Genomic DNA, 26,711 nt, shown 5'->3' with positions numbered 1-26,711 from the left:
AAAGGAGCTAAGGCGATGGCAAGGCCGATAAAAGAAGGACTAAGTTATTTCCCTTTAGACGTTGATTCAGATTATGATGACAAATTTCAGTTGATTGAAAGCCTTTATGGTCCTACTGGATTTGCTTCAGTAATTAAAATATTTATGAAAATTTATAGTGTTGGTTTTTACTACAAATGGGAAGAAAAAGAAGAGTTACTCATGGCGAAACGTATTGGAATTGATAGTAATTCACTGAAAAACATCATAAACGATTGCGTTAAATATGATTTATTCGATAAAGAACTATTTGATCAGCACAAAATTCTTACTAGCGATGGCATACAAAAGCGTTTCTTTACAGCTGTAGGAAAAAGAAAAGTAGGGCTAATTATTGAAGAATACCTATTGATTGAAAAGGATGAAGTAATGTCTTTGTGTCCTAAAATGACCTTTAAAAGGGTTAATCAAGAAAGAACACAAGTTAATCAAGGAACTACTGGGGTTATTCAAGAATCAAGTACACAAAGTAAAGTAAAGGAAAGTAAAGTAAATAAAACTAAAGTAAACAACAGTAGTACAGAAGAAAAAAATACTCCTGCTGCTGATCCTATATCTAAAATAAATGCTCATGAATTTTATCAAAACAACTTTGGTGTAGAAAATCCAACAACTATGCAATCAATTGATTATTGGATTGATGATTTAAGTGAAGAGTTAGTGATTGAAGCTATGAGAAGAGCTGCTATTGATCAAAAGGGTTTTAGATATGCTGAAGGCATCATGAAAAACTGGGATAAAAAGAACATTAGAACCATAGATCAAGTTGAAGCGGAAGATGTTGCTTTTGCTAACCAAAATAAAAAGAAGCCTTCGTACTCTAAACAACCGGTTAGAAAAGAAACACTCCCAGATTGGGCGCAAGAAGAATACATGCCTCCTGAAACTAAATCTGAATGGACAGCAGAAAAAGAAGAAGAATTCCAAAAACTAGCAAGGGGTGAATATCCTGAAGAATTGGGCAAATGAAATCATAGCCTATCCTTTACCGGATGGACTACCAGCTAACTATCTTGAATCGATTAAAGATGAAATGAGGAAGCATGTAGCTGAGGGCGGTAAGGTTACGGACAAGAGATCTGAAAACATATTTCTAATCCTTTGCCGCATCGTGGATACGTTCAACGGTAAAAAGATTGATTGGGATAAAACTGCAGAAAACTATTTGAAAGAGAGGGAAAAGAATGACTAAAAAGACGGTAGGTAATATTTTGGAAATGTTGTTAATTGCTATTTTGTTAGCAGCTCTAGTTATCGGTGGAGCGGAAAAAGACAGTTTGAAAGAGGAAATTGATGAGAATGAGGCGGAAATAAGCAAACTGAATGCTGATTTGAAAAGCTATGGTGGCTTGTTGTTGGAGAGAGATATTAAACTGCATGAGAAAGACAACACGATTCAGTTGCTGTCTTCGCAGAATGAAGGGCTGAAATGGCAGCTGCAAGAAGATGTGGAGAACACAAATCAATGACTAAATTTATCCCTAAAAACTACCCAAATGGATCTCGATTAAAAGCAAAACAACCATTAACTGAAACAACTGGTAACCAAAAGAAACGAACTGAAGGCGCTGCAGCAAAATGCAACGGTCAATACTTTGAAAATATCATTGAATCAAGCTGCAGGTATTATCGGCAAAAAGGAATAGCAGATATTCAAAAGACACCGGAACCCATGAAGGTTCTGAGTGTCTTGGATAAAAAGAAAGCCATATTCAAAGCTGTATTCGAAAAACAAGCTCAACCGGACTTTAAAGGAGTTCTACATGGTGGACAGACTATCATCTTCGAAGCAAAGCATACAAACGGAAAGAGCATTGCTAAAAACAGATTGAGTGATGAGCAGATAGAGAACTTTAAGAACCATAATCAATTAGGTGCTGAGTGCTTTGTGTTAGTCAGTTTTGAGATGAAAAACTTTTACAAGATACCTTGGTCTATCTGGAATGACATGGAGTTCATTTATAAAAAGAAATCTGTTAACCAGGCAGACATCAAAGGGTATGAAGTCAGTTATTTGAATGGTCGATTAAACTTTTTAGACAAGTGAGGGAAAACAAATGGAACGAACTAGGCGGTCATGGATTGGACAAGAAAAGAACGACACTTTTCCAGAAACAGTTGATCCGGATAAAAAAAGAGGCTTAGCAGATGACAAGGCATATATGCGGTCTATTCGGACTAAAAGAGCTGATAGCTTAACGATTCAAGAATTGAGAAAGATCAATGTCATTGCGTTAACTGGTATTGAAGTAAGGGATCGTATCGATGACATGCTTGCTAGTCTCTATCGTAAAAAAGCAGATGCAACAGAACATTTTGATGAAGAATCTCTTATTGGGATTATTGGAGATATTAAACTATTAGAATGCTTATTGGAGGAATTAAATTGAATAACATCAAAATGGAATTATACAGAGATCATTTTCAAAACTATAAAAGATATAACATACCAAAAGCACAACTGGTAATAGCAGATATCCCATACAACCTAGGGAACAACGCTTACGCTTCAAGTAATCAATGGTACGTTGGCGGAGATAATAAGAATGGCGAAAGTAAGTTAGCGAACACTTCTTTTTTTAAAACAGACGAGAATTTCAATTTAGCTGAATACATGCACTTTTGCAGTAAATTATTAAAAAAAGAACCAAAAGAAAAAAATCAAGCTCCAGCTATGATTGTATTTTGTTCTTACCAGCAAATGCCAATGGTTGAGGAATATGGAAGGAAATATGGTTTCGCAAAATCTTATCCACTATTTTTTATAAAAAATACCAGTTCACAAGTTTTAAAGTCAAACATGAAAATAGTTGGAGCAACTGAGCACGCTGTAGTACTTTATCGTGACAAGTTACCTAAGTTCAGAAACGGAAAAACCGAAGATGTGAAAGGTAAAATGATAAAAAATTGGTTTGAATGGAAACGTGATAGCAAAAAAGAATATCCAAGAGTTCATCCTACTCAAAAACCTGTAAATGTTATAAAAGAATTGATCGAAATTTTTACAGACGAGGGAGATGTAGTCATTGATCCTTGCGCTGGAAGTGGTTCTACACTAAGAGCTGCTTATGAGCTAAATCGAAATAGCTATGGTTTTGAAATCGAAAAAGATTTTTACGAAAAATCCAAAGAAACAATGTTGAATGTTGAACATATTATCAAAAGCGAACAACTGGAAATGGGTATTTAAAAATCGTATTTTAGGAAGAATAAAACAGACAAGGAGTGATTACATGAGCAGAAATATAATGGATATTGTCGGTTCAAATGTTGCTTATTATCGTAAAGAGAAAGGGATGACGGTTGAAAAGTTAGCTAGACGTATGTTGATTCCGCCAGCGATCGTCAGAGAAGTTGAGGTTGGAAAACGCGGGATGAATATACGGACCTTAGCTGATTATTCTAAGGTGCTAGGCGTATCGGTGGTATTTTTAGTCGCAGATAGAGGCGAAGAGTGATGAGCCAAGAGTACGCTGTCTATAAAGGCGATGATCTATTATGCATCGGAACCGCAGAAGAATGTGCTGAAGCTTTGAACGTGACAAAGCAGACTATCTTGTTTTATCAATACCCGAGTTATCAAAAAAGAGCTAAAAATGCAGTAAACAGACGGATAGCGATACCGTTGGAGGAGGACGATTAAATGAATAAACAAGATTTGATTAACCATATAGAAGAAGTTAAAGGTGATAAACCACACTATCGAGAGCAGTATCATCTAGGAAGATGGCAAGCAATTGAAGGTATGTTAGAACTAATCGATCAACTAGACGAACCAGAACAAGTGGTATGTGCAGAAAACGAACGAACCACTCAACTTGTTGAGATTCCGCAGTTTGTGGCTGATTATATAGAATTTTGTAAAAAACATGGATGGACACTCTCAAGAGCAATTAACCATATGTCAACTTTGTCAACGAAGGTTAATGATTATTTACACGTTGGTCGCGATAGCGATGAACATCAGGAACTTTTGCTCGTGCGTGGCTCTACGGCTACACAATCGAATCACCAAAAACCTTACAAGTAATCGTCAAAAACTACGACAGCACGGTTTACAAAACAGAACTACCAGAAGACGAAGCGATGAAGTTGATTGAGGGGTGGAAGGAATAATGTGGATAGTATGGGATAAAGAAGATGGTTTAGTCTGTATAGGGGACTATGTGTTCTGTTTAGAAGCATATAAAAAACATAAAAAATATGCAGAAAATTATTTATACAATAATGACGAGTTATCAGAAGAGGATATAGGCTATCAAGTAATCATGGCAAAGGCAGAAGAGTGTATAGGATTATTTGAGAATCCTGAGGGTTTGTATTCTTTGGAAGAATTGTCTGGCACAGATTCGATTGAGGGGTGGAAGGGATGAATAGAAACCAAGAAGCTGTATTGAAATGGTTAAAGAATAATGTAGAAAAAAGTAGGTTTGGTGTAATAAACGAATTAAGTAATGCTGTCAGTTACATTGACGGCGAAGCAAGCAATGCATACAACCTTCTTAGTTGGAAGGAAGAATTAGAGGTTACCAAAGTTCTTGTAGAGTGGGAATTAAACAAGGAGCGACCACCATGCTAACCAAACTACTAGACTGGCTGTTTCCGGAATTCGAAGAACACCACAGGGAGGAATTATAGTTGACCGACTTAGTAAAAATGTACTGTGACGTAATTTTGAAAAAGATAGTCACTAAAATTCAAAGAGATCAGAAAGCTAAAAACCGAGCAGAAGAAAGACGTTCAGAAAATTCGTTGGATGGGAAAAGCGTACGAACGCAACGACATTGGAAAGCAGCAGCTGACTCTGAATTTTATTATAACGAGATGGTCAAAGGTTATCGGCAGATGAAAGAGCTAGATAGACTGACGAGCTGGAGCGATAATCTGCACCAAGAACGGTTTAAATTTATGGAGAAATACGAGGAAGTATTAGAAGAGTATATCGGTTATCACAAGGAGGTTGTTTAATGATATCAACTAAAAGCGATCGAATTATTAAACACAATTTAAGAGTTATTCAATTGATTCTAGATGATATTTATGAAAAATCAGATACACAAGATATGTTCGTTCATAATGAATTGGAAAAAATTCAAGAGAGCATAAAATTTTTAGCAGAAATATTTAAGAAATATTAGGAGGAAATATTGTGAGCGGAACAAAAACAGAAATAATATTATCTGACACTTTGCAAAACGCTAAAAAAGGCATTGAAAGCTTTATAGAAACAAACAAACACAAAATCCAAACTGTTGTAAATATCATCCCTCATGTTGATTTAAAGGGAAGCGAGTTCGGAATAAAGCTCATTTATATACCTAAGGAGGATGCTGAATGAAAGTAAAGGAGCTAAAAGAGTATTTGTCAACTTTGCCTAATAATATGGAAGTAACTATAAGCGATGGTAAAGGTTATTTGATCGACGTGAGTGGCGTAAATCAGACGATAACACGAGAATTTGAATCAACAGATTTAGAAACTCAGGTTGTTGTTATCTACCCAATGTTTGTTGAGGAGGATGCGGAATGATCAATAGAGTCGTTTTAGTTGGAAGACTGACTAAGGAACTTGATTTACGCTATACAGGAAACGGAACAGCAGTTGGATCTTTCACGATGGCAGTCAATAGACAATTCACGAACCAAAAAGGCGAACGAGAAGCAGATTTCATCAACTGCGTAATTTGGCGGAAATCAGCAGAAAATATGGCGAAATATACGAAGAAAGGTTCTATGGTCGGATTAGAAGGCAGAATTCAAACAAGGAGTTATGATGATAAAGACGGAAAAAGAGTTTATGTGACAGAGGTAGTTGTTGATTCTTTCTCATTATTGGACACAAAGCAAGCGAATAGCGGAACTTCAACAGGTCAGCAGACAAATACGCAGCAACAGAATCAAAGTAGCACCACAAGCAACTATGGAACGAATAACAATTATCAAAAGCAAAGCGATCCGTTTGAGAAGAGCAGTCAGCCAATGGATATCGATGAAGATGATTTACCGTTTTAATAGAGGGACTAAATGACCGATAATGATATTAAAAGGTAACTGGTACAACGAAAATCATCAGGAGGGTTAATTATGATTAACTACGATCAATTTACACTAGAACAATTGAATGTTTTACTCACTCAAGAAAGTAAAAAACTTGAAAAGCTAACAAACGAAGGGGTTTTAGCTTTTCAGCAGGTCGCTCGTATAACCGACATCATGGAAACGATAGGCTATAGATATATTGACTTTGCAGAGAAGATGCGAAAAGGTGAACCAGTAGATTTTGAATAGGGAGGGTAAGTGATTGAAATACACTGACAAAGATTTAGAAACATTTTTGTTTAATTTTCGTTATCTAAAAAGTGAGATATCTGAAGAAGGCATAATGGCCCCGTTTAAACTAGAAGACACAAATACGGGCGGCGGAAGGAGTGGCTTTGTAACGAATCCAACTGAGTCTGTCGTCATGCAATTAGTAGATAATGAAACATTAGCAAACAAAATATATTTTTCTATCAAGATAACATACGCCAACATGTCTTTGGATAAAAGAAAAGTGATGGAAGATTTTTATTTCTATAGAGAATTTGGTGTAAAAGACAATGAAATCGCTGATAAATTAAAAACAGATCGTAGTAATTTGTGGCGTTGGAGGAAAGAAATACTTAAAACATTCAGAAATGTGTTGGATAAAGCGATAAAAGAATGAAAACCGCAACACTATGCAACGTGTTGCAACAAAATGCAACACTTTGAAACTTAAAAAGTGATAAAATGGTAGTGTGGAATATTGAATCAAATGCCTCCTTTTGGAAACTCCTGCATTAATTTGTAGGAGTTTTTGGTATAATGAAAAAAAGGAGTGTAAGTTAATGAATGAAATTGCTATTGACGACATTAATGCTTTGTTAAAAGATACTGAAAAAGAGTATTTAATTATTGTATTTGGTGGAATTCACTTGCCGAAGTACGATAGCCTTGTATATTGCCACAATAATAATATATACGCATTGAATCATGATATTAAGGATAGGTTTACGTATTATTTAGATGAAAACGAACTTGATAGCTTTAATAAATATTTAAGATTCGCTTTGTCGACTCATAATTATAATGAAATAAAATTAAAAAAACTAAAAGATGTTCTAAAGGAACTAAAAACAATGGGATACGAAAAGCTTGATTATATTGAATTATAGACACAAAAAAGAATTGCCTTAAGTTCAGACCTCGATTGAGGTCTTTTTTAATACATAAAATTACAAAACAAACACGAATGAGTGAGGTGGTGCAAATGAATGGCTAGGTCAAGAAGCCCAAACCGTGATAAGGCCTTTGAAATATTCAAAGAACATAACGGGATTATCAAAAACAGAACAATTGCTGAACAATTAGGTATCTCAGAAAAAACAGTCGGCGGATGGAAATCTAAAGATAAATGGTTAGAAAAAACAAGTGGAGTACTCCAATCAAACGAACGGAGTACTCCACTAACTACGTCTAAGAAAAAAGGTGGACAATTACGTAATCAAAATGCTGTTGGTAACAAAGGCGGCAGTGCTCCCAAAGGAAATAAGAATGCCGTAACTCATGGCTTCTTCGCTAAATGGCTTCCTGAAGAATCACAAGAGATTATGGAAGCCATTCAAAATAGAGACCAAGCAGACATGCTTTGGGATTCAATCATGTTCCAATATACCGCCATTATAAGAGCGCAGAAGATTATGTTTGTTCAAGATCAAGACGATATGACCAAAGAAAAAACTGGCGAATCATGGGGCGAATCTGGCGGCGGAGAAACCTTCACTGTTCAATTCGCCTGGGATAAACAAGTCACTTTTATGAATGCTCAATCAAGAGCCATGAGTGAGTTGCGCTCTCTCATCAAACAGTTTATTTCTTTTGCTGATGAAGCCGATGAACGAAGATTGAAGTTAGACCAAATGCAAACTGGTTTAGAACTAACTAAAGCCCAGTTATACAGAGTTAAAGCTGAAAACGGCGATTTTGATGATGAGATAATTGAAGATGATGGCTTCATGGATGCTATAAAAGGCATGGTCACAAACAAAGAGGTGTGGCCGGATGAAGACTAGATTTAAACGGAAACGTGCAACTTTTATATTCAGCCCGTTCTCTACTAAGCAGCTTCAAGTGTTAAGTTGGTGGGAACATCCAAAGCATAAAGAGAAAGATGCAATTATATGTGATGGTTCTGTTCGTGCAGGTAAAACGTTGATTATGTCATTGTCCTATATTATCTGGTCCATGCAGTCATTTGATGGCCAACAGTTCGGGATAGCCGGTAAAACCATTGGATCTCTAAGACGGAATGTTATTAATCTACTCAAAACAATTCTTTTCTTTAGAGGATACAAGGTTAAAGATTTACGAAGCGATAATATTCTTGAAATAACTAAAAAAGGAAAAACAAACCACTATTTCTTATTTGGTGGTAAAGATGAATCCTCACAAGACTTAGTCCAAGGGCTAACAGCTGCAGGGTTCTTTTTTGATGAAGCAGCATTAATGCCGAAATCATTTATTGACCAAGCAACAGCGCGTTGTTCGGTTGAAGGCGCAAAGCTTTGGTTTAACATGAACCCGGAAGGCCCGTATCATTGGTTCAAATTAGAGTGGATAGATAAGCTAATCGAAAAGAACGCTCTTCACATCCACTTTACGATGGACGACAACCCTTCTTTATCGGATAAAGTGAAAGAACGTTATAAACGCATGTATTCTGGTGTGTTTTATTTGCGTTTCATCTTAGGTATGTGGGTGATGTCGGAAGGAATCATTTACGATAACTTTGATAAAGATACCATGGTGGAAGACTTACCAGAAGATGCTGTGTGCGATAAGTACTATGTGTCAATTGACTATGGGACTCAAAACCCAACAGTCTTCTTGTTATGGGGACGGTATAAAGGCACCTGGTATTGTTTAGATGAGTATTATCATAGCGGGCGAGAAAGCAGCAAGCAAAAAACAGATAAACAATACAGTGATGATTTAAGAGAGTTTGTAGGCGACAGAAAGCCAACGATTATCGTTGACCCTTCTGCTGCCTCTTTTATTGCCCAATTACGGAATGATGGCTTTACAGTCGAAAGAGCTAAGAATGATGTATTAGACGGAATAAGAGCAACACAAACAGCTATGAATGAAGGAACAATCAAATTTACGAGTAAGTGCAAACACCTATTTAAAGAGTTTGCATCATATGTTTGGGATGAAAAGGCTGCTCTTAGCGGAACAGATAAACCAATTAAAGAGCATGACCACTGTGCAGATGCACTAAGATACTTTGTATTCAAAGTTATCTTCAAGAAACAAGCTAAGACCGGTAAGAAGTCTAAATACGGCATAAGATAAGGAGGTAAACCATGGCGATAGCAATTGATAGAGAATTGGCAGGAGATATCAACAATCCTTCTACCGCTGTTTTAAAATACTGCATAGATCAGCATCAAAAAGAATTAGAACGACTTCAAAAGCTATCAGATTATTATGATGGTAAACATGAAGTGTTGGAACGAAAGCTAGATAATGAAAATACGAAAAACAATAAAGTGATGGTCAATCATGCTAAGTATGTGACGGATATGAATGTTGGCTTCTTAGTTGGAAATCCTATCTCATACAGTTCCGGAAAGGATAAGAATATTAATCCAGTTTTAGAAGCATACGAAGAAATGGACGTTGTTTCTCATGATACGGAATTGGAGAAAGACTTATCTGTTTTCGGTATTGCTTTAGAACTAATTTACCTAAGAAAAGTTCCAGGTAAGGAAAACAAAACTGAAACAAGAATTAAAGTTGTAGATCCGCGGGGTATTTTCTTAGTAACAGATGACACGATTGAAAAGAATCCTTTATTTGCCGTTCATTATTACAAGAAATTTGATTTAAACGGCAAGTTGATTGGATGGTTGTTCAATATTTACACACCTAAGACTATCATCACACGTAAAGCGAAGGATTTAGCCTTAACTGATGTGACAATCGACAAAGCAGTACCTCAATACTTCGGAGGTGTACAAGTCATTGAGTACCGTAACAATGAAGAAAAGCAAGGTGACTTTGAGCAAGCTATCACTTTGGTTGATGCATACAACGTGCTACAGAGTGACCGAATAAGCGACAAGGAAGCTTTCATTGATGCATTGCTTATTATCTATGGGTTTACATTGGAAGGTAGTGTCAAAGATGGTTTGATTGAGGCTCCTGGCAAAGGAGAAGATGGAGCGGATGCTGAATGGCTGACTAAGACTTTCGATGAGTCTCAGGTCCAGCTGCTTTCTAAATCAATCGAGGACAATATTCATAAGGTCACTTATGTGCCTAACATGAATGACGAGAACTTTGCTGGGAACATTAGTGGAGAGGCTATGAAATATAAATTGTTTGGTCTGCTACAGTTGATGTCCATTAAATCACGCTACATGACTAAAGGATTGCGACAAAGGCTACAATTGATGGCTAATGTATTGAATGTAAAAGGTGGAAATGTTGATGCTAGTGGGGCTAAAATCAAAATCAAACCTAACTTACCAATCAACACAAGTGATATCATCGATCAAATTGTTAAGGCGGTTGAAATCTTACCTTTAGAAACTCTTCTTTCATGGCTGCCAGATATTGATGATCCGGGCGAAGAAATCAAGAAACTGATTGATCAAAAGAAACAAAACATTGAATTAGCCAATAAAATGGGCGGTACAGGTGCTAGTCACGATAACTTAGACGACGAACCAGAGGAGGATGAAGATGAAGTATCAGAAGATTAAGAAAGAAATTATTGATGCGATTCAAATCCAGAAAGAAATCCTGAATGAAGTTTTATCTTTTGTTGGAGAAGATCACTTAATGGTTGGAGAAGTAGAAGAATTTGCTGAAAGGGTAGAAATCAAAGGATTATACGTCCAAACGATGAAAGGAACAGAACGCGCTTCTTTTGGTGATTATATCATTCGAACTGATGAGGGATATATTGTCATGAATGGCACTTACTTTGAAACGTTATATGAGAAGGTGGCAGAATGATTCAAGCAACTTTTAACAGGAATGACAAAGGCGAGATCGTTTCTTTCAAAGTAGAGGGTCATGCTGGTTATGCTCCTTCTGGACGCGATGTGGTTTGTGCTGCTGTGTCAGCATTAGTTGTTGGAACGATTAATGGAATAGAAGTTTTAACTGATGCAACTTTTGATACTACGGTAAGTCACGGATTTACAAGCGTGGAGATTAAAGAACCAACTGCATATAGTAATATTCTTTTGAACTCGATGTTACTTTCGTTAGAAGGAATACAAGAAGAGTATCCAGATAACGTAGTAATAAATAATATTTAATAAAACCTCCTTTTCTTTTTATGTCTATAAAGGATATAATTCAAGAAAAAAAGGAGTATAGAAAATTGGAATTTATAAGTGTTGGAGTATCTATAGTAAGTTTAATATTGGTTGGTGTTAATATTATTGTTACCATTTATATGAATAACAAAAAAATAAAAGCGGATCTTGTTTCAAAAGCAAGAATTGAGTGGATTCAAGAAGTTAGAAGAGAAACATCGGAGTTGTTAATTCTGTATTACAAATTATTCGATAAAAATCAGAAAAATGATTCATCGGATATTATGCTAAAAATAAAAGAGAAAACTGAATTATTAATATTGTTCTTTGGACCTGATGAAAACAATAACAATTCAGATTTTTCTAAAGAAGTTTTTATTAAAGAAGACAACACGATAGGATTGAGCGAAGACGCTGTCGCAAAATTATTTAACACAGTTAACAACGATTTTAAAAATGAATATATAGTTACATATCTACAGGTGCTATTTGAGTACTTTGAAATGTACTATGAAAATATAAACTCTAAAATCCTAGATAACTTACAGCAATCTAGAAATAATGCTATGAATGAAATGTATGAATTTCCAGAACAAGAATATGATACGTACGAAGTAATGGATGAAGACTCCGGAGAAGTGATGACTATAAAAGAACATAAATATATAAACTTAAATGCTAAAAGCCAAGTAAGTAATATTGACAAAAAAATAAAAGTATTTCTTACGCCATCTAATGAATATAAAAACTATCTCTATAAGTTGAATAATATTATGAGGTTATATTTAAAAAACGAGTGGAGTAAAGCTAAACAAGGTAAGTAAGATAAGAGGATTAAGTTAGAGTCCTTTTTATTTTACCCAGAAAGGATAGTGACTAATGACCAAAAAGAAAAAGAAGCTGCCTTACTGGGATAGACGAGCGATTGATCAAGATGTAAAGGTTCATGATGAGTTGAATGTCATTGAAAACAAAGTCATGAAGTCCTATCAAAAAGCACAGTCTTATTTAACGGATGAAGTTAAAAAGATATACAGGCGCTATCTTGCTAAAACTGATTTATCAGAAGCAGATGTTAAACAGATACTAAATACTTCAGCTAGTCCAAATGAAATTGCAGAATTAAGCTCTCTTATCAAAACTGTAAAAAACTTAGATGTTAAAGAACAAATGCAAAACTATTTAACCGGGTTAGCAGTTAAGAGTCGTATCACTCGATTAGAAGACTTGAAGGCAAAGTCTTATCTGGTATCTAAACAAGTAGCAGATGTGCAGCTTAGGCGGTATACTGATTACTATATTGATGTCATCAAAGAATCCTACAATCAAGCGAGTGCTGAAGCGATCATTGGCAAGTCTGAATCAGCTTTAAGATTATATGATGATGGCCGGTACCCAACTTATACATTTAATGATGCAGATTCATTTATTGTTCTCAGAGATTCTGAAACGAATAAGAAAATTAAAACGATTAAACTTAAAGATGAAAAAGACATTCCTAAATTCAAAGAAATGTCTACTAAGCAAGTCCGGAACGTTCTCGATACGAATTGGCAAGGCTCTAACTATTCAAAACGAATTTGGAATGACACGGATCTATTAGCCAGGAAATTAGAAGAACTTTTTACCGTTGAAGCAATGACAGGTATGTCTGAAAGAGATATGGTCAAAGAGATACAAAAGGTTTTTGACGTTTCTAGGGGTGTAGCAAGACGTTTAATCAGAACTGAAGCAAACTATATGGCCGGGCAAGGAAAGCTCAAAGGTTGGATAGCACAAGGTGTTGAGTACTATGTCATTGTGGCCACCTTAGATTTACGAACGTCTAAGTTATGTCAGGATCAAGATGGAGAGAAGTATAAAGTATCTGAAGCGAAAGTAAATGTAAACTATCCGCCCTTCCACCCTTGGTGTAGATCAGTTGCTAGAGCATGGTTTAACGAAAAGACATTAAGCGGGAAACGATTCGCTAATGATCCAATCTCAGGTAAACAATTTGAAATATCTCATGCGGATTCCTATAAGAAATGGGAGCAGATGCTAATTGATCAGCACGGTAAAGAGGATTTACAGTTAGCCAGAAAGAAAGTTAAGAACTTTAACGCAGACTTAAAACAATTCAATCGTTATAAATCAGTTATTGGTCCGGAAAATACACCTAAAACATTAGATGATTTCCAAGATATGAAGTATAATGAGGGCAGGGATTATAAGCTTATTAAAACAGATTATAATCGTAGAATGAAGCTTAAAAGTAATCCGGAGTTAAAGTTACCAAACGCTGAAGTAGTAAAAGCAGATGATTCTAAATTCGTAAATTATTTATTTGATCGAAATAGTGAAACAGGGTATCCGAAAGGAAAACTAATAACTTCTAAACTTGGATATGACTTATCAAACTACAGTGAATTTAAAGATGAAATCATTGCTAATGCTAAAAATTATCCATCAATCCATAAAGGCGACAACAAATATGGTTCACGATATGAAGTGAATATGATTCTATATAATAAAAATAAAGAGCCAGTCAATTTAAAGACCGCTTGGTTAGTTAATGGAGAAAGTACTCATTTAACAACTACCTTTATAGAGGAGGCAAAAGGATGAAAATAAAAGTATATGATGATGTTCTTTTAAAAGATGGCAGAAAAGGAACGTTGATTGAACAATATGACGAAACACATTTTATGATTGATGTCAGTCCTTCTGCTACCGAACCGGTTTTCGAGGACATTGGTATTGAAGATATTCAAAAAGTAATAAGAAAATCAAATGCATAAAACAGCACGTAGCCAAATAAATGAGCTAGGTGCTATTTTTGTACACTTTTTTTAGGAGGTCCATATGATTGATATTGAAATATCTATAACCGATATTGAGCCTACTTCTGACTTTATAGAAGGTATAGCGAATGCGGTCAGCTATTTGCGGTATAAAAATAACCCTACGGCAATGGAGCAAAGAATCATTGATACGTATGACTCTTTTGACAGCAAGATTGATAAAGACATCGATGGGAAACCTAATTTAAAATTATTGTGAGGTGATTAAATGATATTTGTACGGGTTTTTATTGCTTTAATCACCTTTATTGGCATGTTTGGAGCAATTGGCGAGAGAGAAAATGATCAGTTACGCTCTGGGATGGTTGTCATTGTTTGTTTTGGGATTGTAGCTTTGTTAGGAACGTTATTATTTTAAATGAATGGGAGTGAGTAAATGAAAGCTAGAAAGAAACCATTAGTAATTAATGTAGTTAGGTTAAAAAAGGATGGTTCTAATATCTTTGAAGTTCAAGATTTTGTAGGTAAGTGGCTTGTTTATGATCCTAATAAAAATCAATATTTCATCCAAACATTAGAGGGAAATATGTACGTTTCTTTAGGTGACTACATTATCAAAGGTGTAAATGGAGAGTTTTATCCATGCAAGCCGGATATTTTTGAAAAAACTTATGACATCATAAATTAACAGACTGATAAGAATAAATAATTAAACTAAAAATACCGCCTCGAAGAGACGGTATTAAAAAACATACTATTCTTGTTCTTGCTTGATTAACGAAACAGGAAACATATTTTCTTCAGAAAGCATATAGAAATCAATTGTCATTCCAGTGTTGATATTTTTAAGGTTATATATACAATTTGTATCTTTTACAATTGGGTTTAAAAACTCTGCATCGTATTGTTCTACAAAAGATATGATATCACGTAAAACCAAATCTGGATAAGCAACATAACTTTCTACATTGGCTCCAGATTTTTCAGGTCCAAAAGCAAATTCAAAAAAAGAACTCCTAATTGTTTGTAAAGTGCTGCTATGCTCAATAGTAAAAGCATCATGATTTTTATCGTATCCCCACATAGCATTGAAACGTAATGTATGTGGTTGTTCGTAATCTTCGTACCTTAAGAACTGACCTGTATATAAGATGCCATCCATTTTAAATAGCATATTAAATTTTTGTTTACCATGTTTGTTAATGATTGTCCTTACCATATGTTCAGCTAAAATCATTTTACAATAATCCATTTTATCACCTCCCTATATGTAGTTAGTATAACGTTTTCATTTATAAAAACATATATTTTTTAAGAAAGTCGCTACCAAAACGGTAACGGCTATTTTTATTGTCCTTTTTCTTGTTGCGGACGTCATAAAGAACAACTAGAAAACATAAGTGTGTGAGTGTTTAATAACTTATATCGAAAAGCAATAATCGTTGTGTGTGGGCCTTAATGGTGTGCATGGGATGCAATTTGCTGATGTAAGGGTAAATGTTCATGGGCTAAAAAGGAGAGAAACAACATGCCAAAAATGTCTTTAAAAGAAAGCTTATTAAATAGTAAAAATTTGATGCCTTTTAAACTCCAACTATTCGCTGATGGTGACGATCCTGGAACAGGAGGCGGCGAAGGAGATAAAGGCGGAGGTGATCCAAATACGTCTAGCGGAGAAGGTGGCGAACCTTTAACGTTTGCAACAGAAGCGGAACGTGACAGCTATTTCGATAAACGCACAGCTAAAGCTTTAGAAACAGCGCGGGCTAAATGGGAAGCAGATACTCAAACTAAAATTGAAGCTGCTAAAACTGAAGCCGAAAAGATGGCTCAAATGACTGCTGATCAAAAAGCAGAACATGAAGAGCAAGAACGTTTGAAGAAAATCAACGAACGTGAAGCGGATATCACTCGTCGTGAATTGCGTGCTCAATCACTGGAAAAACTAGCTGAGAAAGAACTGCCAAAAGAATTGATTGATGTTGTCGTATTTACCGATGCAGATTCTTGTAATGCTTCTATTGATGCTATTGAAAAAGCATTCCGTAAATCAGTTGAAGATGGTGTAAATAAGCGATTAGCTCAATCAGCTGATGTACCAGGCTCCGGAAACACAAGCACAGCTATTAGCCAAGGTGAAGCAATGGCCAAACAATTAAACGAACAATCAAAACCAGCAACTAAATCATTTTGGGATTAAAAGGAGGAAATAAATAATGGTCTATGTAGGAAAAAGAGAAACAGTAGAAGAAATTAATTTTATGGGAAGCGCACATTTCATCAGCTTTACTAAACAAGCAGAAACGTCAATAGCAACTGCAGGTAATGATGGTCGCAAAATTTTACCGGCAGGAAGTGTCTTCCCGGCAAATGATGCAACGGCGGAAGGTATCACTATTAACCCAGTTGATGTGACTGATGGACCTCAACCAGTAGGCGTTATCGTCGAAGGCTATGTAATTGCTGAGCGATTACCAGTTGAGCCATCTGAAGAAGCAAAAATAGCAATGAAAGAAATCAAATACCGCTAAGACGGATTGAAGGAGGAAATTAACACTATGAAGAAAAATAAATATTTTCAAATGAATTTACAGCGTTTTGCTGCTAAAAGTATTTTAGATCTATTTAACCAAAAGGAAGTGTTGGACTACACGCGTAACCGTGAACTCCCTGTTTTGTTAGGAGAAACATTATTCCCAGCACGTAAAACACAAAGCTTAGAGTTGGAACAAATTACAGGTGGCGGAAGCTCACCAATCATTGCTTCTGTACATGCATTCGATACTGAATCTGAAATTGGTTCTCGTCAGGCTGCTAAAGCAACTCTGGAATTGGCATTGATCAAACGTAAAATGCAGTTGAAAGAAAAAGATATCATTGCGTTGGAAAATCCACGTACACCAGCAGAACAACAATACTTGATGAGCCAAGTATTTAATGACTTAGATGTATTGGTTCGTGGAGTGAATGCCCGTACAGAGTTAATGCGTATGGAAGTATTAGCTAACGGTAAAATTAAAATCAATGAAAATGGCTTAGATGCAACCATTGACTATAATGTGCCAGCTGATCATAAAGAAGCATTGTCTGGTACAGATTTATGGACAGATCCCCTAGCTAAACCTTTAGAAGACATTGATCGTTGGATTGAAGCGATGGACACAACTCCAACTCGTGCATTGACCTCTAAAAAGGTATTGAATGCTTTGCTACGCCATCCTCAAGTGAAAGCTTCTGTATTTGGCAGCGACACTGGCAAAGTATTGACTCGTGCTGAATTAGACGCATTTATGCAATCTAACGGAATGCCAGTTATCCGCACCTATGATGAAAAGTACCGGAAACAAAATAAAGATGGCAGCTATACAAAAGCTCGCTACTTCCCTGAAAACAAATTTGTTATGTTTAACGATGATTTGTTAGGAGAAACGATCTATGGGCCTACAGCAGAAGAAAACCGCTTGTCTCGTGACCCTTCAATCGATACTAGCATGGTTGGTAATGTCTTTACTGCCGTGTACGAAGAAAGTGCTGACCCAGTTTCTACATGGGAAAAAGCTGTTACTGTAGCCTTGCCTTCATTCGCAGCTGCTGATGAAGTGTTCCAAGCTCAACCAATCGCATAAATAAGAGGAGGATTTGGATATGATCGTTAAAGTTAAAGACATGCCGGTATTTTATGATGGAGAACGTCATGAAGCTGGAGAAGAGTTCGAAATCAAGAAAGAGGATCATAACGATGCGCTTTTTTCTGTTGTCAAAGAAACTTCTGATATTGATAAACCCGAAGATGTAAGTAAATTAAAAAAAGAAGAGCTGCAAGCTTTGCTTGATGAAAAAAGAATTGAATACGAAGCTGCAGCAACTAAAAATGATTTGCTTGCATTGCTAGAAGCCGCTAAGTAGAAAGGACGATAACTAATGAGCGACAAAGTTATTAATAGGTTTGTGCACCATAGAGACAATGATCGTTTATATAATATTGGAGATGTTTTTCCACATAAAGATAGTTCGATAAAAGTAACTGAAGAAGAATTAGAAACTTTAAGAACAAACAACAACAGTTCAAAAGTTCCTTTCATTATGGATGAGAATACGAAAGAAGCTGATGAAGATAAGCCACTAAATAAGTACACCAAAGAAGAGCTTAAAGTTCACTTAAGTAAAAATGGCGTGCCTTTTGATGAAGATGCTAAGAAAGACGATTTACTAGCATTAGCTAAAGACGGTGAAGAATAGGAGTGGTCCTATTGGAAAAATATGATTCAGAAAAACAATTTAATATTTTATTGAGAAGATATAAAGAAATCGAAGTACTGTCTGATGAAGCAGAGCTGTTAAGAGATGATTTCAACGACGCGGAACAAGAAGCTTTGAACTATTGTAATCGAACAGATCTTGACATCGGTATGGCTTCTAGTGTTCGTGATCTAGCAAAAATACGGTTTAATCAAAGAGATACTGAAGGAGAGACGTCACGGTCAGAAGGTGGCGTCTCTCAATCTTTTGAAGAAGGGATTCCTAAAAAGATTCGCAGTCAATTAAACAGCTATCGAGTAGCGAGAGCGAGGAAACTTTCATGAGACTAAGAGAACGTGACCTTTCTACTGTCTATTTGAAGCGGTGGCAAGAGATTGAGGATGATGAGGGTAATTCTATCAAAGGTTATTCAGATGAAGCTATTGAGCTTAGAATGAACGTACAAAGTGCCGGTGGGCAGATTGCAGCTACTCTTTATGGTTCAGAATTGCCTTATGTCAAAGTTTGTAAGTATCAAGGAAATACTAACATCCAAGAAAAAGACGGCATTTGTCTATACGTTGATAAAAAAGAAAAGCCTGATTATGAAGTGATTTCCATCCAACCTTTTTCTACTCACTTGAATATCACGCTTAAAAGGATTTGATGCAATGGGTGTAGAAATTAAAGGTTTAGGTAAGTTTAATCAGCAAATGAAATCAATACCTAATTTGGTTTCTAAGGCTGTTGAAAGTGCCAATGAAGAATTAGTCGAATTGGTTCGTGGAGACGCAGAAAGTAACCTTGCTTCAAGTGTGAAACACGCTAGCGGTGAGCTAGTTGGAAGTTTAAAAACAGAAGTAGCTACTAACGGAAAAGGTAGCAGTACCGGGCGTGTATGGACAGATAAAAAAACTGGAATCTTTAGAGAATTCGGAACTGGACCGAATGGAGAAGCTTCTCAAAAAAACTTACCAGAAGGTATCTATCCTGTTTACACGCAAACGCCTTGGTTCTTTCCTGTTGATTCAGTTGATCAAGACTTAACTGCTTTATATGGCATGTTTAAGATCACAATCAAAGGAAAAGAATTCTACAAAACAAGCGGACAACCTGCTAGACCTTGGCTTTATCCAGCTTTAAAATCTGGAACAAAAGATTCTGAAGAGATCGTCAAGCGCCATGTAACAGATCGATTAAGAAAGGGGCTTAGATAATGGATGTCATCAACATTAAGCCTATTATCGTTAGTTTATTGAAAGAAATACCTGAGATTAAGAAAGTGGCAACGGAATACCCAGTGATTTGGACGATATTTCCTAGTGCTATTTATCGTACAACTCAAACACCTTATGCAATCGATGCAGATAAAAATGAACTGCAAACCTTATGGACAGTCACGATTGATCTATATTCTGACACAAGCTTAACTTCTATTGTTTCGAAAGTATCCGAAAAAATGAAGAGCATTGGCTTTGTGGGGAACGCAGTAGATTCAAATACAGCTTCATTAATTCGGGTAACTCGTGAATTTAAAGCAATTGTAGACAATGAAACAAGACAAACCTATCAACTATAGAAACAGGAGGAATACAAACATGAAAAAACAATTATTAAACAGTACAAAACTAGCCAAAATGGACTTACAACGGTTTGCTGATGATCCAGTAGGCCTTTTATCTAAAGGGTCAACATTAGGCTATAAACCAACTGGTGCAGAACCAGGAACATTCACAACTATCGGATCAGTAACTTCTATTCCAGACATTGGTTCAGAACCAGAAAAAGTTGACGTAACAACATTAACTGACTCAAAACGTCAATACATTAAAGGTCTGCAGGATCAAGACAACTTAACATTTGCTGCAGTGTATCGGAAGTCAATCTTTAACACATTGAAAGCAGCTGAAAAGACGGATACCGTTTACGATTGGAAAATCACTTATCCGGATGGCACATCATTTACGTTCACAGGCGCATTTTCATTAGTATTTAACGGCGCTGAAATCAATGGCGCTTTGGCATTCCAAATTATTGTCGTGGTCTCAAAAGGACCTGACTTTGTGCCTGCACCCTAAGGATCCCGAAGAAGTCGAACCAGAACCTGAAGAGGAATAGGCAAGACGAGGGAGTAATCACATATTTAGCAGAAGACTAGTTTATTCTAGTCTTCTTTATTTTTATATAAAAATTGGAGGAAATTATACATGGCTACTTTATTAAAAACGAAAAAAGTTCATTTCGGTGGAAAAGAATTGGTTTTACGTCTAGATGGAAAGACGATCGTTCAAATTGAGAATAAATTAAATAAGAACTTATTATCACTTTTTATTGACAACGGAAAAATGACATTCCCTAAAACAGGTGAAATGCTGTTGATTCTACATGCTGCAAATACTACTCACGGTATTAAAGAGTCAGATATGTACGACTTGTTGGATATCTATTTATCTACTGGTAAAAGCACGACTGACCTAATGACGATTATTCAAGAGTTACTGGATGAAGCCGGTTTTTTCGGAAAGAAAGAGACGGAAGAAGAGAACCAAGATGGGGGATTGGTACTGCTAGAGGAACCGGAAGCGAATCTAGAGGAACACAGCAGCCTTCTGGAGTAAAAACCTATGAACGAGTCACAGACCTTTTAAATGATATGGAACCTGCAGCAATTGATTATGGAATCCCGGCTACTGAATATTGGATGATGACTTTTGGAGAGATTATGGCACAAGTTGAGTCAAATAAGCGTAAGCGTGAGACAGAACTGAAAGAGAAAGCCATGTTTGACTACAAATCAGCTCAATTGAATATGTATGCATTCAACGATCCGAGCAAGATGCCGACTGCAGAAAAACATTATCCGTATCTAGTTGATGAAAAAGTAAGAAAGATCGAACAACCTGAACCAGATTTAGAAGATTGGCAATCTGATAAAGCATTAATGATGCAGCAAGCTATGCAGATTAAAGCAACAAGAGATAGAAGAAAACGAATGGGAGGTGAGTAAGTGGATTTAGAGACACTACAAGTCGTGCTAGAGATGAATACGGAGAAGGTTCAAGCTGGTATTGATAAAATTTTACCTTCAATTAATAATATGATGGGAAAAATTGAACGTGTAACTGGTAAATCAATGGACCAGACAGAAAAGAACCTGGACATTGATAAAGGTGCAACGAACATTGAGAAGCAGCTAGAAAAGATGAATAACATAATGGAAAAACAAATGGCTGTTATGGAAAAAGTAACCGAAAGAACTTCTGCTAATGTTGGTAAAAGCATGTCAAAAGGCTTTGCTAAAGGACGTACACAAGTGAACAAAGATGTAGATGCCCTCGTTAAAGATATTAATGCAAAAATGATGCAAGCTAAGTCGCAACAAGAGAAGCTAGCCTTTCTTAAAACGCAACGTCAAGCAGCTACTAACGTTGGCGATACAAGTGGTGTAGTGAAATTTGATGAACAAATAGCAAACGCTCAAGCAGCTATGACTAGGTATCAAACGTCTGCTGAAAATCTAGCGCGTACCATGAGGCGGGAATTTATTTCGTTGCCTAAATCATTAGAAGGCATTTCTACTGCAATGGACAAGAATGAAGCTCAAATCGAGAGCATGCGTTCGAAAATAAGGAATCTACAAGTTACTTATAACGATCAACTAAAACCTGTAGGTAGCTTTGGTAAAGGGTTTGAAGATAGTGGTGAAACCAAGTCTTCAGCTAAAACAGCAGCTTTAATTGATAAGCAAACGGCAGCCATGAATAAGTTGATTGCAGAAAATGACAATCTACAACAAGCTTATGCCAAGACCCAGGACAGGGCTAGGGCTCTTAGTCCGGTTATTAGTAAATTAAATACTACTTTAGGTTCTACTGAGGACTACCAAGCTACAAGTAAAAACGTAGACAAAGTAGGAGATTCAATTGGTAAAAGCAGAAACAAGTTAGGGATGTTCTCTAACCTGTTCAATCGAACAAGCAGGAATATGTCAAAAAGCGGTCCATCTATGAATAAGCCATTCAACTCTGTTAACAAGACACTTCGTTCATTTGTAAGAAGATTGCTCATTGCCGGGTTAGCTTATAAATCCTTTGCTGGAATGGCTTCTTATATGGGTAAAGCTGTTCTATCAAATGAACAATTCTCTAAATCACTAAATGAAGTGAAAGTAAATTTGGCCACGGCTTTTTATCCAATCTATACAGCAGTGATGCCGGCTTTAAATGCTTTGATTTCATGGTTATCTAAAGCAACAGCCTATATGGCGTCATTCATTGCTACTTTATTCGGAACCACATACAGCGCAGCTAAAAAGGGCGCTAGTGCTTTAAACGAAAATATAGCTGCTATGGGTGACACGGGAGCGAATGCGGATAAAGCGAAAGAGAAAGTCAAAAAGTTCCAAAACGTCTTAGCTGGATTTGATGAGATTAACACTCTTGATTTTAAAACAGATTCCGATGATGACAGCTTAACAGGTAAAGGTCCTGCTAACGGGATTGATTTTGGGATTGCCGATCCAGGTATTCCCGCATGGCTAAATACTTTTGCTGATCGATTTAAATCTGTCCTAAAAGATTTATTCGCACCGATCAAAGCAGCTTGGGATAAACATGGAAAAAAGGTCATGGATGCCTGGAAATATGCACTTAGCGAAGTAGGTGGATTGATTTCTTCCATAGGCAAGAGCTTCATGGAAGTTTGGACAAATGGAACAGGAGAACGATTTGTCGGAAACTTATTGATTTTGTTAGCGGATGTTCTAAATATTATCGGGGATATTGCAAAAGCGTTTAAAGATGCCTGGAATAATAATAACCGAGGAACGAAGCTTATCCAATCGATTTTCAATGCTTGGAACGGTGTGCTTGAATTGCTACATGAAATAGCCGTTTCATTTAGAAAAGCTTGGAATAATGGCAACGGTGAACGAATCGCAGGACATCTTTTAGAAATCTTCACTAACATTTTTAAAACTATTGGTAACATTGCTGATGGTCTAAAAAAAGCGTGGAGAGAAGGAGATAATGGCACTAGTATATTTGACAGCATTTTAGGAACTGTAGGCGATATATTAGGGCATATCAATGATGTGACAGATGCAACAGAGAAATGGGCCAAAAAGTTAGACTTTACGCCTTTACTATCTTCTATTGCTGGTTTGTTTAAAAATATCCGTCCTGTAGTTGACAATATCGGTGCTGGTTTAAGTTGGTTATACCGAAATATTTTACTTCCAATAGCTAAATGGGCCATAGAGAATGCATTACCAGTTGCTATTGATGCAATTTCTGAAGCGTTCAGATTCTTAGGAAATGTTATTGAAAGAGCCAAGCCTGTCTTAAGTTGGCTTTGGGAAAATTTATTAAAACCTATGGGTAAATGGGTTGGTAAAAAATTAGTAGCTGAATTAGAAAGTATAAGAGACGGATTTAAGTTCTTAGCAGATGCGGTTGAAAATCCTAAAAAAGCTTTTGCTGAATTATCTGACAAGACACTTGAAAAGTTTAAAGATCTAAAAGAAAAAGGCGGTAAAGTTTGGGGAAGTGTCGTCGAGTTTATAACTGGTGGATCTAAAAAGTCGAAAGATGATGCTAAATTTAATTTTGACGAGCTAGAAGTTAACAGTTCAAGCGTTTTTGGCAACATAGGAAAATTAGTTTCTAAAATATTCCCTAATTTAAGTAAAACGATATCTGAAAATACAGAAGCAGCTAAAAAATCAGTAGTCAAAAACTGGACAGAAGTATCAGGTGCTACTGTAAGCTGGTTTGGAAAAGTGTGGTCCAAGACGAAGGATACCTGGGAAGAAGTCAGTTCTAAAGTCACGACAAAAGCAAAATCAGCTTATGATGCAGCATCTGGAAAGTGGAAAGAATTGTCTGAAAACACTTCTACAAGATTTGGCGAAGTTAGCGGTGCTGCAAAAACCAAATTTACTGATTTGAAAGATTCGGTGTCTAAAAACTCACAAAATGCAAGAGATAATGCCATTATAGCCTGGTCTGTCATGAAAGATAGAACGGGTGAATATATGACTAACATCAAAGATAGTTCTAAAAAAGGGTTTGACCAAGTTGTAAGCTGGGCTTCAGATCTTGGTGGTCGTATTTCCAAAGGCTTGCGTGACGGAATTGACGGCGTAAAAAAAGCAGCTAAGGAAATGTCACAAGGTTTAGTTAATGCCCTCGGAAAAGGTGTGAACGGAACAATTAAAGGGGTCAATTGGGTACTAGACAAAGTTGGTTCAGACAAAAAACTAGCAGAGTGGAAAGTGCCGGAATACGCTAAGGGTACAAACCGACATCCGGGAGGACCCGCTTTAGTCAATGATGCTCCTGGTTCAACTTACCAAGAGGCTTACGAACTACCAGACGGAACTAAAGGTTTGTTCCCTAAAGTCCGCAATATGATGGTTGATTTGCCAGCTAACACAAAAGTTTTAACTGCTGCACGAACTGCTAAAGAACAAATCATACCTCAATATAAAAATGGAGTAGGTAATTGGTTATCAGAAAAATGGAATGGTGCAAAAGAACTAGCTGGAGATGTTTGGGATTATGTCAAAAAACCAGAAGAATTAGTTAAAAACGCCATTAGTAAATTTACCAACTTAAGCAAGGTTAAAGATCCTGGACTATCGATTGCTAAAGGGGCTATTTCTACTGCTTCATCTGGAGCAATCCAAATGGTAAAAGATGCCTTTGCTTTTGGTGGAGGTGGCGGAGTCAACTTCCAAGGTCTAGTAAAGACATCTGATTTTGGTTGGAGAACACATCCAATTACAGGACAACGTAAACTTCATGCTGGTGTCGATTATGGCGGTGGCGGCGGTATTGGCCATCCTATTCATGCACAAACAGCTGGTAAGGTTAAACAAGCTGGTCCATCAGGTAGTGGTTACGGAACATGGGTCAATATGCAAAAAGGTGTCTATGATTACATCTACGCTCACTTGTCTAAGGCCTTAGTCTCTCGTGGTGATAACGTTAAAGCCGGTCAAAAGATTGGCTTAATGGGAAGCACGGGAGATAGTACAGGGCCACACGTCCACTATGAAGTTCGTAAAAACGGAAGTCCAATTAATCCAGAAACGGTACCAGGAGTTGGACTTGCTGCACCTGCAGGTAGAGGCGTTGAAAGATGGCGCTCAACGATTCAAAGAGCATTGTCTATGAACGGATTGCCAGCGAATGCTGTATACACTAACGCGTGGTTGAGACAAGTTCAGTCTGAATCCGGCGGAAACGAAAAAGCTGTCCAAGGAAACATTGGAGATATTAACAACAGAACCGGCGACTTGGCAAAAGGGTTATTACAAACCATTTCTGCTACGTTTAATGCCTACAAACACAGTGGTCATGGAAATATATTCAATGGTTACGATAACGCTTTAGCAGCTATCAATTACGCTAAGAATCGCTATGGCTCCACAAGCATGTTAGGTGTTATTGGTCATGGTCACGGCTATGACAATGGCGGCTTAATCAGGCAAGAACAAATGATTCGAGTTGGCGAAGGTAACAATGATGAAATGATCATCCCACTAACTAAACCTAGTCGTGCGCTTGAATTAATCGCTCAATCGTTAGACTACATGGGAATGGATTTTGGTGACTTGACTATGCCAACAGCTTTACAGCCTTCTTATGAATCGTTTGCTTTAGGTGACAGTTCATTCGACAGTTCTGGTTCTACTGAAAATATTGAAAGCATGGCTGATTCAATGAGTTCAGCATTCAAGAAAGCTATAACGGTCATTTTAGGAGAAAAACAAGAATCTTCAGATAGCGGACCGATTGAAGTAACGATGGTAGTTGATTCTGATACATTTGGAAAAATCGCTATAAAGAGTATCAATAAACAAACGAAGAAAACAGGTAAACCACAAATTATTATGTAGAAAGGAGTCTTAGATATGGCTGGAAGTTTAGCGATAAATGGAGTGCAAATCAAGGCTCCTAAATCTTTTAATTTTGGTGTGATGGACCTAGATGGAGAATCTACGCGTAATGCTAGAGGGAAAATGACAAGAGATATTATCCGGACAGGCATCCGCAAAATAGAATTAGAGTGGGGATCACTTAGCGATGGAGAAATATCTTCTATCCTACAAGCAGTCAATGCCCCTTTCTTTTCTGTTAGCTATCCAGATGCAATGACAGGTGGCCAAAGAACAGGAACGTTTTATGTAGGAGATCGAACAGCTCCTTCATATTCTTGGAGTGATAAATATAAGTCAATGAAATGGGAAGGTTTATCCATGAACTTTATTGAACAGTAGGAGGTGATGTTAT

The 26,711-nt window shown here is 36.7% G+C and carries 44 protein-coding genes; 43 read left to right on the top strand and 1 reads right to left on the bottom strand.

Annotation, left to right across the window (positions count from 1 at the left end):
- Positions 1–15: 15 nt before the first annotated feature.
- From BR87_RS04825 to BR87_RS04695, 29 genes are all read left to right on the top strand, one after another.
- Complete coding sequence (locus BR87_RS04825) at positions 16–1,008, top strand: Lin1244/Lin1753 domain-containing protein (RefSeq protein ID WP_051929677.1); 993 nt, start codon at positions 16–18, stop codon at positions 1,006–1,008.
- 215 nt (positions 1,009–1,223) lie between these two features.
- The gene (locus tag BR87_RS04815; protein WP_035029371.1) at positions 1,224–1,508 is read left to right on the top strand and encodes a hypothetical protein; all 285 of its coding nucleotides are present in this window, start codon (positions 1,224–1,226) and stop codon (positions 1,506–1,508) included.
- On the top strand, positions 1,505–2,086 hold the full coding sequence (locus BR87_RS04810) for a Holliday junction resolvase RecU (RefSeq protein WP_051929674.1): 582 nt from the start codon (positions 1,505–1,507) through the stop codon (positions 2,084–2,086). The genes BR87_RS04815 and BR87_RS04810 overlap by 4 nt, the downstream gene beginning before the upstream one ends.
- Positions 2,087–2,096: 10 nt before the next feature.
- Positions 2,097–2,429 carry a hypothetical protein gene (locus BR87_RS04805; protein WP_035029368.1) on the top strand — a complete coding sequence of 111 codons (333 nt, stop codon included), beginning with the start codon at positions 2,097–2,099 and terminating at the stop codon, positions 2,427–2,429.
- Between the two features lie 11 nt (positions 2,430–2,440).
- Positions 2,441–3,229, top strand: coding sequence for a DNA-methyltransferase (locus BR87_RS04800; RefSeq protein WP_211249995.1), 789 nt, complete (start codon positions 2,441–2,443; stop codon positions 3,227–3,229).
- A gap of 43 nt (positions 3,230–3,272) precedes the next feature.
- Positions 3,273–3,497 (top strand): helix-turn-helix domain-containing protein, encoded by a 225-nt coding sequence (locus BR87_RS04795; RefSeq protein ID WP_035029361.1) that lies wholly within the window; start codon positions 3,273–3,275, stop codon positions 3,495–3,497.
- Positions 3,497–3,682, top strand: coding sequence for a hypothetical protein (locus tag BR87_RS04790; protein ID WP_035029358.1), 186 nt, complete (start codon positions 3,497–3,499; stop codon positions 3,680–3,682). The genes BR87_RS04795 and BR87_RS04790 overlap by 1 nt, the downstream gene beginning before the upstream one ends.
- Positions 3,683–4,069, top strand: a complete 387-nt coding sequence (locus tag BR87_RS04785; protein ID WP_035029357.1) for a hypothetical protein — start codon at positions 3,683–3,685, stop codon at positions 4,067–4,069.
- 85 nt (positions 4,070–4,154) lie between these two features.
- The gene (locus BR87_RS04780) at positions 4,155–4,412 is read left to right on the top strand and encodes a hypothetical protein (RefSeq protein WP_035029356.1); all 258 of its coding nucleotides are present in this window, start codon (positions 4,155–4,157) and stop codon (positions 4,410–4,412) included.
- Positions 4,409–4,618, top strand: coding sequence for a hypothetical protein (locus tag BR87_RS04775; protein WP_035029354.1), 210 nt, complete (start codon positions 4,409–4,411; stop codon positions 4,616–4,618). Before BR87_RS04780 ends, BR87_RS04775 begins: the two co-directional genes overlap by 4 nt.
- Before the next feature lie 77 nt (positions 4,619–4,695).
- Positions 4,696–5,007 (top strand): DUF1140 family protein, encoded by a 312-nt coding sequence (locus BR87_RS04770; protein ID WP_035032824.1) that lies wholly within the window; start codon positions 4,696–4,698, stop codon positions 5,005–5,007.
- Positions 5,007–5,177 (top strand): hypothetical protein, encoded by a 171-nt coding sequence (locus BR87_RS13025; protein ID WP_156959084.1) that lies wholly within the window; start codon positions 5,007–5,009, stop codon positions 5,175–5,177. Before BR87_RS04770 ends, BR87_RS13025 begins: the two co-directional genes overlap by 1 nt.
- Before the next feature lie 11 nt (positions 5,178–5,188).
- Positions 5,189–5,377 (top strand): hypothetical protein, encoded by a 189-nt coding sequence (locus tag BR87_RS04765; RefSeq protein WP_035029352.1) that lies wholly within the window; start codon positions 5,189–5,191, stop codon positions 5,375–5,377.
- Complete coding sequence (locus BR87_RS04760; protein WP_035029348.1) at positions 5,374–5,568, top strand: hypothetical protein; 195 nt, start codon at positions 5,374–5,376, stop codon at positions 5,566–5,568. The genes BR87_RS04765 and BR87_RS04760 overlap by 4 nt, the downstream gene beginning before the upstream one ends.
- Positions 5,565–6,050: a single-stranded DNA-binding protein gene (ssb, locus tag BR87_RS04755; RefSeq protein ID WP_035029345.1), complete on the top strand. Its 486-nt coding sequence runs from the start codon at positions 5,565–5,567 to the stop codon at positions 6,048–6,050. Before BR87_RS04760 ends, ssb begins: the two co-directional genes overlap by 4 nt.
- Before the next feature lie 72 nt (positions 6,051–6,122).
- Positions 6,123–6,326: a hypothetical protein gene (locus tag BR87_RS04750; RefSeq protein WP_035029342.1), complete on the top strand. Its 204-nt coding sequence runs from the start codon at positions 6,123–6,125 to the stop codon at positions 6,324–6,326.
- A 13-nt stretch (positions 6,327–6,339) separates the two neighbouring features.
- Positions 6,340–6,744, top strand: a complete 405-nt coding sequence (locus BR87_RS04745; protein WP_035029341.1) for a hypothetical protein — start codon at positions 6,340–6,342, stop codon at positions 6,742–6,744.
- A gap of 163 nt (positions 6,745–6,907) precedes the next feature.
- Entirely contained in the window at positions 6,908–7,234 is a 327-nt protein-coding gene (locus tag BR87_RS04740; RefSeq protein WP_035029339.1) for a hypothetical protein, read from the top strand.
- Between the two features lie 99 nt (positions 7,235–7,333).
- Positions 7,334–8,131: a phage terminase small subunit gene (gene terS / locus BR87_RS04735; RefSeq protein ID WP_035029337.1), complete on the top strand. Its 798-nt coding sequence runs from the start codon at positions 7,334–7,336 to the stop codon at positions 8,129–8,131.
- Complete coding sequence (locus BR87_RS04730) at positions 8,121–9,413, top strand: PBSX family phage terminase large subunit (protein WP_035029335.1); 1,293 nt, start codon at positions 8,121–8,123, stop codon at positions 9,411–9,413. Before terS ends, BR87_RS04730 begins: the two co-directional genes overlap by 11 nt.
- A gap of 11 nt (positions 9,414–9,424) precedes the next feature.
- Positions 9,425–10,828 carry a phage portal protein gene (locus BR87_RS04725; protein ID WP_035029333.1) on the top strand — a complete coding sequence of 468 codons (1,404 nt, stop codon included), beginning with the start codon at positions 9,425–9,427 and terminating at the stop codon, positions 10,826–10,828.
- Positions 10,809–11,084, top strand: coding sequence for a hypothetical protein (locus tag BR87_RS04720; protein ID WP_035029331.1), 276 nt, complete (start codon positions 10,809–10,811; stop codon positions 11,082–11,084). The genes BR87_RS04725 and BR87_RS04720 overlap by 20 nt, the downstream gene beginning before the upstream one ends.
- Entirely contained in the window at positions 11,081–11,392 is a 312-nt protein-coding gene (locus BR87_RS04715; RefSeq protein WP_035029328.1) for a ribosomal-processing cysteine protease Prp, read from the top strand. The genes BR87_RS04720 and BR87_RS04715 overlap by 4 nt, the downstream gene beginning before the upstream one ends.
- A gap of 65 nt (positions 11,393–11,457) precedes the next feature.
- Positions 11,458–12,216 (top strand): hypothetical protein, encoded by a 759-nt coding sequence (locus tag BR87_RS04710; RefSeq protein ID WP_035029324.1) that lies wholly within the window; start codon positions 11,458–11,460, stop codon positions 12,214–12,216.
- Between the two features lie 55 nt (positions 12,217–12,271).
- Positions 12,272–13,999 (top strand): minor capsid protein, encoded by a 1,728-nt coding sequence (locus BR87_RS04705; RefSeq protein ID WP_084683562.1) that lies wholly within the window; start codon positions 12,272–12,274, stop codon positions 13,997–13,999.
- Positions 13,996–14,172, top strand: coding sequence for a hypothetical protein (locus BR87_RS13020; RefSeq protein ID WP_156959083.1), 177 nt, complete (start codon positions 13,996–13,998; stop codon positions 14,170–14,172). Before BR87_RS04705 ends, BR87_RS13020 begins: the two co-directional genes overlap by 4 nt.
- 64 nt (positions 14,173–14,236) lie before the next feature.
- Positions 14,237–14,434 carry a hypothetical protein gene (locus tag BR87_RS04700; RefSeq protein WP_035029321.1) on the top strand — a complete coding sequence of 66 codons (198 nt, stop codon included), beginning with the start codon at positions 14,237–14,239 and terminating at the stop codon, positions 14,432–14,434.
- 9 nt (positions 14,435–14,443) lie between these two features.
- The gene (locus tag BR87_RS13015) at positions 14,444–14,593 is read left to right on the top strand and encodes a hypothetical protein (protein ID WP_156959082.1); all 150 of its coding nucleotides are present in this window, start codon (positions 14,444–14,446) and stop codon (positions 14,591–14,593) included.
- An 18-nt stretch (positions 14,594–14,611) separates the two neighbouring features.
- Entirely contained in the window at positions 14,612–14,863 is a 252-nt protein-coding gene (locus BR87_RS04695; protein ID WP_035029318.1) for a hypothetical protein, read from the top strand.
- A gap of 66 nt (positions 14,864–14,929) precedes the next feature.
- Here BR87_RS04695 and BR87_RS04690 read toward each other — a convergent pair whose 3' ends face one another.
- Positions 14,930–15,427 (bottom strand): hypothetical protein, encoded by a 498-nt coding sequence (locus BR87_RS04690; RefSeq protein ID WP_035029317.1) that lies wholly within the window; start codon positions 15,425–15,427, stop codon positions 14,930–14,932.
- A 276-nt stretch (positions 15,428–15,703) separates the two neighbouring features.
- Between BR87_RS04690 and BR87_RS04685 the strand changes: the two genes are divergently transcribed.
- The 14 genes from BR87_RS04685 (at position 15,704) to BR87_RS04620 (ending at position 26,698) form a co-directional block, all read left to right on the top strand.
- Positions 15,704–16,375 carry a DUF4355 domain-containing protein gene (locus BR87_RS04685; RefSeq protein WP_051929672.1) on the top strand — a complete coding sequence of 224 codons (672 nt, stop codon included), beginning with the start codon at positions 15,704–15,706 and terminating at the stop codon, positions 16,373–16,375.
- 16 nt (positions 16,376–16,391) lie between these two features.
- The gene (locus BR87_RS04680) at positions 16,392–16,706 is read left to right on the top strand and encodes a hypothetical protein (RefSeq protein ID WP_035029314.1); all 315 of its coding nucleotides are present in this window, start codon (positions 16,392–16,394) and stop codon (positions 16,704–16,706) included.
- Positions 16,707–16,733: 27 nt separating this feature from the next.
- The gene (locus BR87_RS04675; RefSeq protein WP_244877028.1) at positions 16,734–17,801 is read left to right on the top strand and encodes a major capsid protein; all 1,068 of its coding nucleotides are present in this window, start codon (positions 16,734–16,736) and stop codon (positions 17,799–17,801) included.
- 19 nt (positions 17,802–17,820) lie between these two features.
- Complete coding sequence (locus BR87_RS04670; RefSeq protein WP_035029311.1) at positions 17,821–18,081, top strand: hypothetical protein; 261 nt, start codon at positions 17,821–17,823, stop codon at positions 18,079–18,081.
- 15 nt (positions 18,082–18,096) lie between these two features.
- Positions 18,097–18,414: a hypothetical protein gene (locus tag BR87_RS04665; RefSeq protein WP_035029307.1), complete on the top strand. Its 318-nt coding sequence runs from the start codon at positions 18,097–18,099 to the stop codon at positions 18,412–18,414.
- Between the two features lie 11 nt (positions 18,415–18,425).
- Complete coding sequence (locus BR87_RS04660) at positions 18,426–18,758, top strand: phage head-tail connector protein (protein ID WP_051929669.1); 333 nt, start codon at positions 18,426–18,428, stop codon at positions 18,756–18,758.
- Positions 18,755–19,081 (top strand): hypothetical protein, encoded by a 327-nt coding sequence (locus BR87_RS04655; RefSeq protein ID WP_035029304.1) that lies wholly within the window; start codon positions 18,755–18,757, stop codon positions 19,079–19,081. The genes BR87_RS04660 and BR87_RS04655 overlap by 4 nt, the downstream gene beginning before the upstream one ends.
- A gap of 4 nt (positions 19,082–19,085) precedes the next feature.
- Positions 19,086–19,631, top strand: a complete 546-nt coding sequence (locus BR87_RS04650; RefSeq protein WP_035029300.1) for a hypothetical protein — start codon at positions 19,086–19,088, stop codon at positions 19,629–19,631.
- Entirely contained in the window at positions 19,631–19,993 is a 363-nt protein-coding gene (locus BR87_RS04645) for a hypothetical protein (RefSeq protein WP_035029298.1), read from the top strand. The genes BR87_RS04650 and BR87_RS04645 overlap by 1 nt, the downstream gene beginning before the upstream one ends.
- Positions 19,994–20,012: 19 nt before the next feature.
- Positions 20,013–20,492: a phage tail tube protein gene (locus BR87_RS04640; RefSeq protein WP_211249969.1), complete on the top strand. Its 480-nt coding sequence runs from the start codon at positions 20,013–20,015 to the stop codon at positions 20,490–20,492.
- A gap of 129 nt (positions 20,493–20,621) precedes the next feature.
- A complete protein-coding gene (locus BR87_RS04635) occupies positions 20,622–21,032 on the top strand; it encodes a DUF6096 family protein (protein ID WP_035029295.1) in 411 nt (136 codons plus the stop codon).
- A 35-nt stretch (positions 21,033–21,067) separates the two neighbouring features.
- Positions 21,068–21,421, top strand: a complete 354-nt coding sequence (locus BR87_RS04630; protein WP_035029292.1) for a hypothetical protein — start codon at positions 21,068–21,070, stop codon at positions 21,419–21,421.
- Entirely contained in the window at positions 21,422–26,317 is a 4,896-nt protein-coding gene (locus BR87_RS13470; RefSeq protein ID WP_035029289.1) for a peptidoglycan DD-metalloendopeptidase family protein, read from the top strand.
- A gap of 15 nt (positions 26,318–26,332) precedes the next feature.
- Complete coding sequence (locus BR87_RS04620) at positions 26,333–26,698, top strand: DUF6711 family protein (RefSeq protein WP_035029287.1); 366 nt, start codon at positions 26,333–26,335, stop codon at positions 26,696–26,698.
- Positions 26,699–26,711 lie beyond the last annotated feature (13 nt).

Source organism: Carnobacterium mobile DSM 4848, from assembly GCF_000744825.1.
GTDB lineage: Bacteria > Bacillota > Bacilli > Lactobacillales > Carnobacteriaceae > Carnobacterium_A > Carnobacterium_A mobile.
This window is presented reverse-complemented; position numbering and strand designations above follow the sequence as displayed.